The organism is Streptomyces venezuelae (genome assembly GCF_008642295.1).
Taxonomy (GTDB): Bacteria; Actinomycetota; Actinomycetes; order Streptomycetales; family Streptomycetaceae; genus Streptomyces; species Streptomyces venezuelae_C.
On sequence record NZ_CP029190.1, the window covers coordinates 1350743 to 1363603 of the forward strand.

Annotated in this window: 11 protein-coding genes; 4 read left to right on the top strand and 7 right to left on the bottom strand. The window is 73.9% G+C overall.

Translation table 11 applies throughout. The features are described from left to right. Positions 1–29: 29 nt before the first annotated feature. Positions 30–1034, top strand: coding sequence for a Gfo/Idh/MocA family oxidoreductase (locus tag DEJ50_RS06030; RefSeq protein WP_150206555.1), 1005 nt, complete (start codon positions 30–32; stop codon positions 1032–1034). Positions 1035–1055: 21 nt separating this feature from the next. Here DEJ50_RS06030 and DEJ50_RS06035 read toward each other — a convergent pair whose 3' ends face one another. Continuing rightward, positions 1056–2243: a cytochrome P450 family protein gene (locus DEJ50_RS06035; protein WP_150206556.1), complete on the bottom strand. Its 1188-nt coding sequence runs from the start codon at positions 2241–2243 to the stop codon at positions 1056–1058. A 193-nt stretch (positions 2244–2436) separates the two neighbouring features. After that, positions 2437–3348 (bottom strand): DMT family transporter, encoded by a 912-nt coding sequence (locus tag DEJ50_RS06040; RefSeq protein WP_150211942.1) that lies wholly within the window; start codon positions 3346–3348, stop codon positions 2437–2439. Positions 3349–3531: 183 nt separating this feature from the next. On the opposite strand from DEJ50_RS06040, the gene DEJ50_RS06045 reads away from it, so the two are divergent. Further along, positions 3532–4329, top strand: a complete 798-nt coding sequence (locus DEJ50_RS06045) for a hypothetical protein (RefSeq protein ID WP_150206557.1) — start codon at positions 3532–3534, stop codon at positions 4327–4329. Positions 4330–4349: 20 nt separating this feature from the next. On the opposite strand, the gene DEJ50_RS06050 is transcribed toward DEJ50_RS06045, so the two are convergent. Then, positions 4350–4967, bottom strand: coding sequence for a dihydrofolate reductase family protein (locus DEJ50_RS06050; RefSeq protein ID WP_150206558.1), 618 nt, complete (start codon positions 4965–4967; stop codon positions 4350–4352). Positions 4968–5140: 173 nt separating this feature from the next. Here DEJ50_RS06050 and DEJ50_RS06055 point away from each other — a divergent pair, with 173 nt between their 5' ends. After that, the gene (locus DEJ50_RS06055) at positions 5141–5872 is read left to right on the top strand and encodes an SDR family oxidoreductase (protein WP_150206559.1); all 732 of its coding nucleotides are present in this window, start codon (positions 5141–5143) and stop codon (positions 5870–5872) included. A 976-nt stretch (positions 5873–6848) separates the two neighbouring features. Here DEJ50_RS06055 and alc read toward each other — a convergent pair. Beyond that, entirely contained in the window at positions 6849–7967 is a 1119-nt protein-coding gene (alc, locus tag DEJ50_RS06060) for an allantoicase (protein WP_150206560.1), read from the bottom strand. A 2-nt stretch (positions 7968–7969) separates the two neighbouring features. Continuing rightward, positions 7970–9328 carry an allantoinase AllB gene (gene allB / locus DEJ50_RS06065; RefSeq protein WP_411757579.1) on the bottom strand — a complete coding sequence of 453 codons (1359 nt, stop codon included), beginning with the start codon at positions 9326–9328 and terminating at the stop codon, positions 7970–7972. Positions 9329–9641: 313 nt separating this feature from the next. Here allB and DEJ50_RS06070 point away from each other — a divergent pair, with 313 nt between their 5' ends. Beyond that, the gene (locus tag DEJ50_RS06070; RefSeq protein ID WP_150206562.1) at positions 9642–10445 is read left to right on the top strand and encodes an IclR family transcriptional regulator; all 804 of its coding nucleotides are present in this window, start codon (positions 9642–9644) and stop codon (positions 10443–10445) included. A 580-nt stretch (positions 10446–11025) separates the two neighbouring features. Here the strand turns inward: DEJ50_RS06070 and DEJ50_RS06075 are convergent. Then, complete coding sequence (locus DEJ50_RS06075) at positions 11026–11706, bottom strand: ABC transporter ATP-binding protein (protein WP_150206563.1); 681 nt, start codon at positions 11704–11706, stop codon at positions 11026–11028. Beyond that, positions 11703–12785: an ABC transporter permease gene (locus DEJ50_RS06080; RefSeq protein ID WP_150206564.1), complete on the bottom strand. Its 1083-nt coding sequence runs from the start codon at positions 12783–12785 to the stop codon at positions 11703–11705. The genes DEJ50_RS06075 and DEJ50_RS06080 overlap by 4 nt, the downstream gene beginning before the upstream one ends. Positions 12786–12861 lie beyond the last annotated feature (76 nt).

The window sequence follows — 12861 nt, forward strand, 5'->3', positions numbered from 1 at the left end:
GCCGACCCGCTCGGGTTCAGGTTGAGTGCATGCGCATCGGGATCGTGGGAACCGGCCGGATCGGCTCGTTCCATGCGGCGGCGCTCAGCCGGCACCCGGAGGCGGGGTCGTTGCTGCTCGCCGACGCCGATCCGGCGCGGGCGGCTCGGGTGGCCACCCGGCTGGGGGCCACGGCCGCGCCGGGTGTCGACGAGGTGTTCCGGTGGGGTGTGGACGCCCTGGTGGTGGCCTGTTCCACGGCCGGCCATCCGGAGCTGGTGATCCGGGCCGTACGGGCCGGGCTGCCGGTGTTCTGCGAGAAGCCGGTGGCCCCGGACCTGCCCGGCACCCTGACGGTGCTGCGCGAGGTGGCCGCCGCCGGCGGGGTGCTCCAGCTGGGCTTTATGCGCCGCTTCGACGCGGGCTACCTGACCGCGCGGGAGCTGGTCCGCTCCGGGGCGCTGGGACGGCTGCACACCGTACGGACGATGACCGCCGACCCGGCCCCGCCGCCGGCCGGATATCTGGAGACCTCGGGGGGCCTGTACCGGGACTGCCTGGTGCACGACTTCGACATGGTGCGCTGGGTGACCGGGCAGGAGGTGACGGAGGTGTACGCGGCCGGCTCGGACGCGGGGCCGGCGCAGTTCCGGGCGGCCGGGGACGTGGACACGGCCGCCGCCGTACTGACCCTGGCCGACGGGGCGCTGGCCACCTGTACGGGCACCCGCTGCAACGGCGCCGGGTACGACGTGCGAATGGAGCTGGCCGGGGAGCTGGACCAGGTGTCCGCCGGGCTGGACGACCGTACGCCGATCGCCTCGACCGAGCCGCACGGCCCGCCGCCGGCGAGCAAGCCGTGGACCGGGTTCCTGGAGCGGTTCGGTCCGGCGTACGAGGCCGAGCTGGCGGCCTTCGTCCGGCTGGTCCGCGGCGAGGGCAACAACCCGTGCGACGGCCGGCAGGGACTGGCCGCGCTGCGGGTCGCGGAGGCCTGCGAGACCTCGCGGCGGGAGCGGCGGCCGGTGTACCTGGCGGAGCTGCCGGACCTCTGACGGCGGTGCGGCCATCGGCGGCTACCAGCGGACCGGGAGCTTCACGACCCCGCGCATCAGGGTGCCGCTGATCCAGTCCCGCGGTCCGGCCGCGGGGTCCTCGGCGAGCCCGGGGAAGCGTTCGAGCAGGGACCGGACGGCGATGGCGCCCTCGATCCGGGCCAGCGGGGCGCCGATGCAGTAGTGGATGCCGTGGCCGAAGGCGAGGTGTCCCTGGGGGCCCCGGCGGATGTCGAAGGTGTCGGGTTCCGGGAACCGGGCCGGGTCGCGGTCGGCTCCGGCGAGGCAGACCAGCACGGATCCGCCGGCCGGGATGAGGGTGCCGCCGACCTCGAGGGGTTCGCGGGCCCAGCGGAAGGTGGCGTTCTCCACCGGGCCGTCGTAGCGGAGCATCTCCTCCACCGCACCGTCCAGCAGCCCGTCGAAGTCGGCGCGCAGGGCGGCCAGCTGTGCGGGGTGCGCGAGCAGGGCCCGTATCCCGTTCCCGATCAGGTTGACGGTGGTTTCGTGGCCGGCCACCAGCAGCAGGAAGGCCATCCCGATCAACTCGTCGGAGGTGAGCCGGTCGCCGTCCTCGTCCCGGGTCCTGATCAGGGCGCTGAGCAGGTCCTCGCCGGGGTCCTCGGCCTTGGCGGCGATCAGGTCGGCGAGATAGCCGGACAGCTCGGCCAGCGCGAGGTTGTCGGGGACGCCGGCCGGGGGCGCCACGATCTCCTGGGACCAGTACCGGAAGCGGGCGCGGTCCAGGTCGGGGACGCCGAGCAGTTCGCAGATGACGGTCATGGGAAGGGGGAAGGCGAGCGCCGCGATCAGGTCGGCGGTCCGGCCGGGCCGGGCGGCCATGGCGTCCAGGAGCTCGTCGGTGACCTGCTGGACCCGGGGGCGCAGGGCCTCCATGCGCCGGGCGGTGAAGGCGCGGACCACGAGCTTGCGGAGCCGGGTGTGGTGCGGTGGGTCCGCTTCGAGCATGTTGGCGTTGGCGGCGGTGACCTTCAGGTCCTCCCAGTGCCCGGAGTCCTGCCAGTTCTTGGACAGGGCGGGGTGGTTGAGGGCGTACCGGGCCTCGTCGTGGCCGACGATCAGCCACGCCTCCTGGCCTTCGGTGACCGTGACCCGGTGGACGGGTCCGTCCTCGCGCAGCCGGGCGTAGTACGGATAGGGGTCGGCGTTGAAGTCATCGCCGAATCCGGTGAAGTCCGCGACGGGCATTGGCCCACAGTACGGCGGCCCGCCGGTTCCGCGGCCTCGATTTCCGGCCATGGTCCGGCGACTGCGGGCAGGTTTCAGACGGCTGCGGGCTTCAGACGGCTGCGGGCTTCAGACGGCTGCGGGCTTCAGACGGTTGCGGGCTTCAGACGGCTGCGGGCTTCAGACGGCTGCGGGCTTCAGACGGTTGCGGGCTTCAGATGGCTGCGGCGCGGCGGCCCCAGGCGGTGCCGGCCAGGACCAGGGCGGCCCCGGCGCATCCGACGGCGCCCAGGTGTTCGCCGCCGAGGGCGATGCCGGCCGCGGCGGCCCACAGCGGTTCGGTGCCGAGCAGCAGGCTGACCCGGGACGGGGAGGTCCGGCGGACGGCCCACATCTGTACGAAGAAGGCGAACAGGGTGCAGAAGACGGCGAGGAAGGCCAGCCCGGCCCACTCGGCGGGGCCGAAGTCCGCGGCGGCGGCCCAGGGCGTCGCGCCGGTGCCGGGCAGGGCGGCGAGCAGCGCGAAGACCAGCACGGCAGCGCCCAGTTGCACGGTGGTGAGGGACAGCGCGTCGGCGTCCTGGACGGACTTGATCCGGGCCATCAGCAGCACGTGCAGGGTCCGGGCCAGCGCCGCCCCGAGGATCAGGAGGTCCCCGGAGCCGGGGGCGGTGAACCCGGCGCCCTGGGTGAGCAGCACCACGCCCGCGACGGACAGCCCGGCGGCGGCGAGGAAGGCGCCGGAGGGCCGGGTCCGGCGGACGGCGGCCTCGGCGAGCGGGGTGAAGATCATGGTCAGGCTGATGATCAGCCCGGCGTTGGTGGCGGAGGTGTGCACCACCCCGTAGGTCTCCAGCAGGAAGATCCCGCCGAGCACGAGCCCCAGCAGCCCGGCGCCGCGCAGCTGGGCGGGGCTGAGGGCGCGCAGCGACCTCCGGCAAGCGAGCACCAGCACCGGCAACACCAGGGCGAAGCGCAGCACGAGGACGGCGATCACGGTGTGGGTGGTGGTGATGCCCTTGGCGGCGAGGTAGCTGCCGCCCCAGACGACGGCGACGAGCAGCACGGGCAGGTCGGCGGCCCAGGTCCGGCGGGGGGCGAGGGCGGGCGCGGCGAGGGTGGACACCGGGTTCTCCAACGGCTCGGGGCGGGTGGAGACTACGGCGGCTCGCACGCGGGCGTGGTCACGCTACCGGAGCGGATCTTGCCGGTCGAGCGGATTGTCCCGCCCGGATTGTCCCGCCCGGCGCGCAGTCTGCCGCGGTCCCGCCCGGCTGCGTGCCGGGCGGGAGCGCGGCAGGCTGGAAGGGTGACGGAAGAGGCGCCGGGGAAGGTCCGTGCCGGACTCGCCGGGTTCCTGGAGAACCCCGTGGTCGGGATGGCGCCCTGGATCGTGTTCTCCCTGCTGGTCGGGCCGGGCCGGTTCGAGCTCGCGGTGGGGCTGGCACTGGGGGTGACGGTCGCCCTGATCGCCGCCGGGCACCTGCTGCACCCGGGGTCCTCCTGGAAGCTGCTGGAAGTGGCCGACCTGGTCTTCTTCGCGGCGATGACGGTGGTCGGCGCGCTGGCCGACGACGGGACCCGGCGCTGGCTGGAGACGTACGCCGGAGAGGTGTCCAACATCGCGCTGACCCTGATCGCGTTCGGGTCGATGGCGGCGCGGATGCCGTTCACCCTCCAATACGCCCGGGAGCAGGTCGATCCGGCGTACTGGCACACCCGTGAGTTCCTGCGCACCAACTACGCGATCACCGGGGTGTGGGGGCTGGCCTTCCTGGTGGCGGCTCTGGCGGGCGCGTACGGCGATCTGGTGCTGCACAACCCGAACAACATCTGGACCGGATGGATCATCCAGATCCTGGCCATCGTGGCGGCCCTGAAGTTCACCGCCTGGTACCCGGAGGTGGCCCGTGCCCGCGCGCTGCGCGCCCGTGGGGAGCCGGGCCCGGAGCCGCCCGGACCGGCCGGACTGCTGCTGCCGCTGGCCGGGATGCTGGTGCCGGTGGGGATCGCCGTACTGATCTTCGACAACGGGCTGTGGTGGCTCGGCGTCGGGCTGATCGTGGGCGGCGGCCTGCTGACCAAGGCGCTGCGGGGCGCGGACTGAACGGCTCGGCCTGAACCGGCTCAGTCGCCGATCTGGCCGAAGGCGGCGCGGCCGGTGGGACGGTAGGTGTGGATGGCGGTGCCGGCCGGGGTGGTACGGGAGTCGAGCAGTTCGCACGCGGTGGGCAGGCCTCCGGTGGGGAACAGCCGACGGCCGGCTCCGAGGAAGACGGGGAAGATCAGCAGGTTGAACTCGTCGACGAGGTCGCGGGCGAGCAGGTACTGGGCGAGCTGCCCGCTGCCGTGCACCTGGAGTTCGCCTTCGGTGGCGTCCTTGGCGCGTACCACCTCGGCCTGGAGGTTCTCCCCGTCGATGACGGTGGTCCCGGCCCATTCGGGGTCCTTGAGGGTGGTGGAGGCCACGTACTTGGGGAGGGTGTTGAGCGGCGAGGCGATCGGGTCCGACGGGTCGGTCTGCCGGGGCCAGTAGCCCGCGAAGATGTCGTACGTCCGCCTGCCGAGGAGGAACGCGCCGGCCCGGCCGAAGACCTCCGTGACGAACTCCAGCATGCCTTCGTCGACGTAGGGCGCGACCCAGCCGCCGTAGGCGAAGCCGCCGCTGGTGTCCTCCTGCGGGCCTCCGGGGGCCTGCAGTACGCCGTCGAGGGACAGAAAGGTGGTGAGGGTCAGCTTGCCCATGGCTCCGCGCTCCCAGGTCGAGGTCGGTACACCGATTCAGACTCCCGGAGCGCGCGGAACTCATCGGTCAGGCACGCGCGAACGCGAGGTCGGATTCCCGCCAGCGCGCAGGGATCATCCCAGATTTCATTGAACCCGCAACCAATCATTCGGCGGGAACAGGGAGCGAACCCATGGCCGGCAAAGCGGTACTGATCACCGGTGGCAGCCGCGGCATCGGCGCGGCCACGGCACTGCGGCTGGCGAGGGAGGGCGCCGATGTGGCGTTCACCTACGCCAGTGACGCGGAGGCGGCGGCCGGGGTGGCGGGGAAGATCGAGGCGACCGGGCGGCGCGGGCTGGCGCTGCGGGCCGACGCCCGGGACGCGGCGGCGTTGGACTCGGCGGTCGAGCAGGCCGTTGCCGCGTTCGGGCGGCTCGACGTACTGGTCAACAACGCGGGGATCGGGGTGCTGGGTCCGCTGGACGGGCTGAGCACGGCCGATGTGGACCGGGTGCTGGACGTGAACGTCCGCGGCACGTTCCTGGCCACCCGGGCCGCGGCTGCCCACCTCGGCCGGGGCGGCCGGATCATCACGATCGGCAGCTGTATGACCCAGCGGGTACCGGGCCCGGGCGGCACGCTGTACGCGATGAGCAAGGCGGCGCTGACCGGCCTGAACCGGGCGCTGGCCCGGGAACTGGGCGACCGCGGCATCACCGCGAACCTGGTCCACCCGGGCCCGGTGGACACGGACATGAACCCGGCGGACGGCCCACTGGCGGCGGGCCAGACGGCACTGACGGCGGTGGGCCGCTTCGGCCGGGCGGAGGAGATCGCGGCGATGGTGGCGTTCCTGGCGGGCGAGGAGGCCGGGTTCATCACGGGCGCGGAATTCACCATCGACGGCGGCCACGCGGCCTGACCGGGGCCAGCCCCGGACGCACCCCTGCCACCCGTCGGGCCTGGCCCACACCGCGGCTCCGTGTGGACCTGGCGGGCCGGGCGGAGCCCGCCGACCCGGCGGCCCGGCGGCCCGGAAACATCGCCGGGCGAAGCCAGCGGGCGCGGGGCGGGTGCCCCCGGGAGCCGGGTACCGGGCGCAGCCCGCACCTCCGGCGAAGCCGGGGCCCGGCCCCGCGCCGGGCTCTGCCCGGCGGCCCGGACGCATCGCCGGACGAAGCCGGCGGGTGCGGGGTGCAACCCCGCCAGGAACCCGGGGCGGAGCCCCGGGAGCCCGGGGTACCGGGCGCGGCCCGCGGCTCCGGCGGGCCCGGGCACAGCCCCGGACCCGGGGCCGGGAAGCATCGCCGGGCGAAGCCGGCAGGCGCGGGGTGCAGCCCCGCACGGGCCCCCGGGGCGGAGCCCCCGGGAGCCGGGGTGCAGCCCTCGGGTGCCGGCGGGACCAGAGGGCCCAGCCCCGGGCCGGGCTCCGGCGGCCCGGAAACTTCGCCGGGCGAAGTCGGCGGGTGCGGGGTGCAACCCCGCACAGGACCTGAGGCGGAGCCCCGGTAAACGACCGCCGCGGAGCAGGCGCCGGACCGCAGGGCCGGCTCGCGTCGCCCGGTCACCCCCGGGGCGGAGCTCCGTACCTGCGGAACGAAGCCCCGCAAGGGGCCTGGGGGCGGAGCCCCCGCACAGGGCCCGGTGCGGAGCCCCGGTGAGCGACCGTCGTGGAGCAGGCGCCGGACCGCAGGGCCGGCTCGCGCGGGCCGGTCGCCCCCGGGGCGAAGCCCCGTACGTGCGCGGGGCGCAGCCCCGCAACGGGGCTGGGGCGGAGCCCCGGTGGGCGACCGCCGCGGCACGGGCGGCCGAACCGCAGGGCCGGCTCGCGCCGCCCGGTCGCCCCCGGGGCGGAGCCCACCGCGCGGGGCACGGGGCGGAGTCCCGTAGGGGGTGGGTCAGCCTGCGAGTTCCTGGTGGCGGGCCGTCAGGGCCGTGGTGCCCGCGTCCGTCAGGGAACCGTACAGGCGCAGGCGGGAGAAGCCGCCGTCCGGGAAGATGTCGATCCGGACGTGCGTGCCGACCGCCGGAGCGTCCAGTACGAAGCGGTGGTTCGTGTCGGGCTGCAGGCGGGTCCGCGGCAGGAACTCCTGCCACTCGCCCTCCTCGCCGGTCTTCACCGACAGCGACGCCCAGCCCGCCGAGTTGCCCTTGAGGTAGGCGGTGTCGATCTCGACCGCGCGGATCTCCGATTCGGCGACCAGCTGGTAGCGGATCCAGTCGTTGCCGTTGTCACGGCGGCGCGCGGTCTCCCAGCCGTCGTCCATCTTGCGGGAGCGGCCCGGGTTGATGGTGTTGGTCGGCGGGGAGTAGAAGCGGTTGGACGCGTCCTGGACCGAGCCGCCGTTCTCCAGGGCGACGACGTCGAAGGAGCCGAGGGCGTCCAGCCACTTCGGGTCCGGGAGGACCTCGCCGTAGACGCGGAGGCGGGCGATACCGCCGTCCGGGTGCTGGTTGACGCGGAGGTGGGTGAACCGCTGCTCGACGGTGACCTCGAAGCCGTTGGCCGCGTGGCCGCCGACCGGCGTGCGCGGGACGATCGTCGTCCACTTCACCTCGTCGCCCTGGAGCTCCTCCGGGGTCGGCGCGAGCGCACCCTGCCAGTTGGTGGCCTCGATGGAGACCGCCTGCGGCATGTTGCCGCGGAAGTGCGCGGTGTCGACCACGATGCCGCGGATCACACCGGGCGCACCCAGGCGTACCAGCGCCCAGTCGTGGTCCTCGGCCGTCGGCCACGGCTGGGTGGCGGAGACGCCACGGCGGCGGCGGGTCTCCCAGCCGTCCATGACCTTGCCCTTGTGGCCGAAGTGCTCCGGGTCGAAGTGCGCGGCCTCGGCGATCAGCAGGTTCTCGCGCTGGGCGAAGAACTCGTCGTTGGCGGCGATGACACCGGCGCCGAGCTCACGGGCGGCGAGGTTCGCGTACTGGGTGAAGGGGAAGTCCGCGGTGCGGTAGTCCGCGTACGGGTCGCCGCCTCCGTACGGGTTCGCGTTGCCGGTGAAGGTGGGGATCGCCACTGTCAGTTCTGCCTTTCGAGGAGGAGGCCGGTGGGCTCGGAGGGGGTGCCGTGGTCCGCGATCTGCCGCCCGCGCAGCCAGGTGGACTTCACGACGCCGTGCAGGGTCTTGCCCGCGTACGCCGTGACCTGGTTGCGGTGGTGGAGCTCGGCCGGGTCCACAGTGAACGTTTCTTCAGGGGCCAGGACCGCGAAGTCGGCGTCCCGGCCGGCCTCGATGGCGCCCTTCTGGGACAGGCCCGCGAGTCGCGCCGGGGCGGCGGACATCCAGCGGACGACGTCCTCGAGGGAGTGTCCACGGCGGCGCGCCTCGGTCCAGATCGCCGGAAGGCCCAGCTGCAGGGAGGAGATGCCGCCCCACGCGGTGGAGAAGTCCGGGGTCTTCAGGTCCGCGGTGGAGGGCGAGTGGTCGGAGACGATGCAGTCGATCGTGCCGTCGGCGAGCGCGTCCCACAGGAGGTCCTGGTTGGCGGCCTCACGGATGGGCGGGCAGCACTTGAACTCGCTCGCGCCGTCCGGCACTTCCTCGGCGGTGAGGGTGAGGTAATGCGGGCAGGACTCGACGGTGATCGACACGCCCTCGGCCTTGGCGGCGGCGATCAGCGGCAGCGCGTCGGAGGAGGACAGGTGCAGGACGTGCACCCGCGCGTCGAGGCGCTTGGCCTGGGCGATCAGGTTCTCGATCGCGGTGTTCTCGGCGTCGCGCGGCCGGGAGGCCAGGAAGTCGGTGTACTTGGGGCCGGGCACGACCGGCGCCGAGTCCAGGTGGTGCGGGTCCTCGGCGTGCACGATCATCAGGCCGCCGAATCCGGCGATCTCCGCGAGGGAGGCGGCCAGCTGCTCCTGGTCGAGCTCGGGGAACTCGTCGACGCCGGAGGGCGACAGGAAGCACTTGAAGCCGAAGACACCGGCGTCGTGCAGCGGGCGCAGGTCCTTGACGTTGTCGGGCAGGGCGCCGCCCCAGAAGCCGACGTCGACATGGGCCTTCTCGCGCGCCACGTCCTGCTTGACGACCAGGTTGCCGGCCGTGGTGGTGGGCGGCAGGGAGTTGAGGGGCATGTCGAGGATCGTGGTGATGCCGCCGGCCGCGGCGGCGCGGGTGGCCGTCCAGAAGCCCTCCCACTCGGTGCGGCCGGGGTCGTTCACGTGGACGTGGGTGTCGACCAGGCCGGGGAGCAGCACATCGTCCCCGAAGTCCTGCAGGCGGGCGCCGGCGGGCACCTCCGCCTCGTACGGCAGTACGGCCGCGATCTTCCCGGCGGCGACGGCCACCGAGGCGGCGCGCGTCCCCTCGGGGGTGATGACGCGCGTCGAGCGTAGTACCAGTTCCACTGCCACGTCAGACACCCGGAACCTCCCCATCTACTTCCACAGAGCGAAATTCAACGTTCTGTTGACGGAGTCTTCACGCCGATCCTGGGCCCGTCAAGAGCAGCCGGACGGACAGCCCACCCACCCGATCCACCATTGGAGGTTTCCACAGAATGGAATTAAGATTTCGCTCTACAGAACGTAGCTACCACCACGGGGAGCCCGGCAGGCGCCCCGCGGAGGACGTCCGCCACCCGGACAAACCCCCTCTGACCGGCGGGGACGGCACCGCCCCGGCACTAGGGCGGACGGCCGGTGCCGGGTAGGCTGCTTCCTTGCCTGCCAGCACCGAAAGGACCGCGCCGTGCCGACGTCCAGCGCCAGCACCACCGACGCTTCCTCAAAGACGCCCGCCGCCAGCGGTGGCGTCCAGTCCCTCGAGCGCGCCTTCGATCTGCTCGAACGGATGGCCGATGCCGGGGGTGAGGTCGGCCTGAGCGAGCTTTCCGCCGCCAGCGGACTGCCCCTGCCCACCATCCACCGTCTTATGCGCACCCTGGTGGCCTGCGGCTACGTACGGCAGCAGCCCAACCGGCGGTACTCGCTCGGCCCGCGCCTGATCCGGCTCGGCGAGTCGGCCTCCCGGCTGCTCGGCACCTGGGCGCGCCCGTACCTCGCCAGGCTGGTCGAGGAGACCGGCGAGACGGCCAACATGGCCCTGCTCGACGGTGACGAGATCGTGTACGTCGCCCAGGTGCCGTCCAAGCACTCCATGCGGATGTTCACCGAGGTCGGGCGCCGGGTGCTGCCGCACTCCACCGGCGTGGGCAAGGCGCTGCTCGCGCACACCCCGGCGGAGGAGGTCCGGGCGCTGCTCGCCCGTACCGGCATGCCGGCCGCGACCGAGAAGACCATCACCACGCCCGAGGGCTTCCTGGAGGCGCTAGAGCAGGTCCGCAAGTCCGGCTACGCGGTCGACGACAACGAGCAGGAGATAGGGGTCCGCTGCCTGGCCGTGTCGGTGCCGAACTCGCCGACCGCCGCCGCGATCTCGATCTCCGGCCCGGCGGGTCGGGTGACGGAGGCGGTGGCCGAGTCCTTCGTACCGATCCTCCAGGGCGTGGCAGCCGAACTCTCGGTGGCCCTGGCCAACCAGAACCCGGCGTAACGCTCCGCGCGCTTGCGGGGCGCAGCCCCGCGTGGCCTGGGCGGAACCCGGCGTGACCTGGGCGGAGCCGGGCGTGGCCCGGGCGCAGCCCCGCGTGGCCTGGGCGGAGCCCGCGTTGGCCCGGGTGGGCCCGGTGCCGTGGGCGCAGCCCCGCGTGGCCCGGGCAGAGCCCAGTGGCTCGGCGGGTGTGCCGCCGGGTACAGGCTCAACCGGCGCACGGGCCGGGCTCGGCGAGGCCGGCGCAGCGCTCCGCGCGGGGCCGGCCGGCCCACAGCGCACGGCGATGGCCCCGACCGCCCGGACAGGCGGCTGGGGCCATCGCCCGTCCCGGGCCCGCCCCCCGGCGAGCCCGGGGACCCGGCACAGCCCCACGTGGCCCGGGCGGAGCCCCGCGTGGCCGGGCGGAGCCCTGCGTTGGCCCGGGCGGAACCCGGCGGCCCGGGCAGGGCCCCATGTGGCCCGGGCAGAGCCCGGTGACACGGTGGGTGTGCCGCCGGGCATGGGCCGGGCTCGGCGAGGCCGGCGGGGCGCCGAGCCGGGGCTCCGTACCGAGCTCGCCCGACCCCCGGCCAGGGCGTGGCTACGCCGGGACGGAGTCCGTGAGGCGGCCGTCGGTCATCGTGACCGTGTGGTCCACCGCGGCGAGGTGCGCGCGGTCGTGGGTGACCAGGACCGTGGCCGTCGCCCGCTCCCGGGTCAGCGAGACCAGCAGGTCCAGCACGGCCGCGCCGCGCTCGTGGTCGAGGGCGCTGGTGGGCTCGTCCACCAGCAGTACCGCGGGCTCGTTCATCAGCGCCCGGGCGATGTTCACCCGCTGGCGCTGTCCCCCGGACAGCTGGTGCGGACGCCGGTCCGCCTTGTCCGCCAGGCCCACCGCCGCCAGCAGTTCCAGCGCCCGGCGCCGCAGCTGCCGGGAGGGCCGGCCGGAGAGGTGGGCCATCACCTGGAGCTGCTCGGCCGCGGTCAGTGCGGGCAGCAGGTTCGGCTGCTGGAAGACGATGCCGATCCGCGACCGCCGCAGCGCCGACTTCTCCGCCGCCGTCAGCTTCCCGGTGTCCTGGCCGGCGATCACCACCCGGCCCGAGTCCGGGGTCACCAGGGTGGCGGCGACCGCCAGCAGGCTGGACTTGCCCGAGCCGGACGGCCCGACCACCGCGGTGAGGGTGCCGGCCGGTACGTCGAGGTGGACCCGGTCGAGGGCGGTGAGCCGGCCCTCGCCGTCCGGGTAGGTCAGGGTGACGTCGTGGACGAGGAGGGTCATCGGGCGCTCCCGAGGGCGGTGAGGGGGTCGACGGCGGTGATCCGCCGGATGGAGAGGGCCGCACCGGCCGCGCCGAGCAGGATCATGACCGCGGCCGGCACCAGCACGGTGGCCGCGTCCAGGACGAACGGCACGTCGCCGCCGCTGATCAGCGCGCCGATACCGGCGGCGAGCAGGGTCCCGGTCCCGGTGCCGGCGGCCAGCATCAGCACGGCCTGGCCGAGGGCGTCCTTCAGCAGGTACGGGGTGGAGGCGCCGAGGGCCTTCAGGACCGCGACGTCCCCGCTGCGCTGGATCGTCCAGACCGTGAAGAACGCCCCGATGACCAGCGCGGAGATGGCGAACAGGAAGCCCCGCATCAGCTGCAGGGAGCCGTTCTCGGCCGCGTAGGAGCCGATGGCGCCGAGCGCCTCGTCCACGCTCTGCGTCTTGGTCCCGGCCGCCCGGTCGCCGGCCGCCCAGTCCGTGCCGGAGTCCCCGTCCAGGGCCACGACGGTGGCCAGGGTGTCGGGGGACGTCCCCGGGTTCCCGATCCGCTGCCAGTCGTTGAGGTCCGCCCAGACCACCGGGGTGTGGCTGTGGGAGGCGGTGCCGGAGACCGCCCGGACGGTCAGCTCCAGGGTGCCGATCTTCAGGGTGCCGCCGGCCTGCAGCCCGCCGAGTTCCTTCGCGGCCCGCTCGGAGAGGATCACCTGCCCCTGGGTGAGCCCGGCCGGGGCCAGTCCGCCGTCGGCCTCGACGCCGAAGACGGAGACGGAAGCCGTGCGGTCACCGGCGACTGCGTTGGTGGTGCGGATGCCGACCGGCTGCGCCGAGGTCACTCCGGGCCGCTTGCGCCACTCCAGCCAGGCCGGCTCGGCCACCTGGGAGCTGCTGAAGGAGACCTTCTGGTCCCCCTCGGGCGCGGCGAAGGCGATGTGTGAGGCGGGCAGCCCGGTGACGGCCGAGATGTTCTCCCGGGCCAGGCCGGCGGTGAGCCCGGACAGCAGCCCCACCAGCAGCGTGATCAGCACGACGACCGTGCCCATGAGGGCGAACCGGCCCTTGGCGAACCTGAGATCTCTCCATGCGACGAACATGTTCCCCACCCTGCTCCCGGCCCCGCCCGCACGGCATCGAGCCGTGGTCCCGATCCTGGTATCGAAGGGAGCAGCC

Excerpts from the sequence above, each read along its gene's own strand:
- DEJ50_RS06030 (WP_150206555.1), top strand. The coding sequence starts at position 30 with ATGCGCATCGGGATCGTGGGAACCGGCCGGATCGGCTCGTTCCATGCG.
- DEJ50_RS06035 (WP_150206556.1), bottom strand. The coding sequence starts at position 2,243 with ATGCCCGTCGCGGACTTCACCGGATTCGGCGATGACTTCAACGCCGAC.
- DEJ50_RS06050 (WP_150206558.1), bottom strand. The coding sequence starts at position 4,967 with ATGGGCAAGCTGACCCTCACCACCTTTCTGTCCCTCGACGGCGTACTG.
- DEJ50_RS06055 (WP_150206559.1), top strand. The coding sequence starts at position 5,141 with ATGGCCGGCAAAGCGGTACTGATCACCGGTGGCAGCCGCGGCATCGGC.
- allB (WP_411757579.1), bottom strand. The coding sequence starts at position 9,328 with ATGGGGAGGTTCCGGGTGTCTGACGTGGCAGTGGAACTGGTACTACGC.
- DEJ50_RS06075 (WP_150206563.1), bottom strand. The coding sequence starts at position 11,706 with ATGACCCTCCTCGTCCACGACGTCACCCTGACCTACCCGGACGGCGAG.
- DEJ50_RS06080 (WP_150206564.1), bottom strand. The coding sequence starts at position 12,785 with ATGTTCGTCGCATGGAGAGATCTCAGGTTCGCCAAGGGCCGGTTCGCC.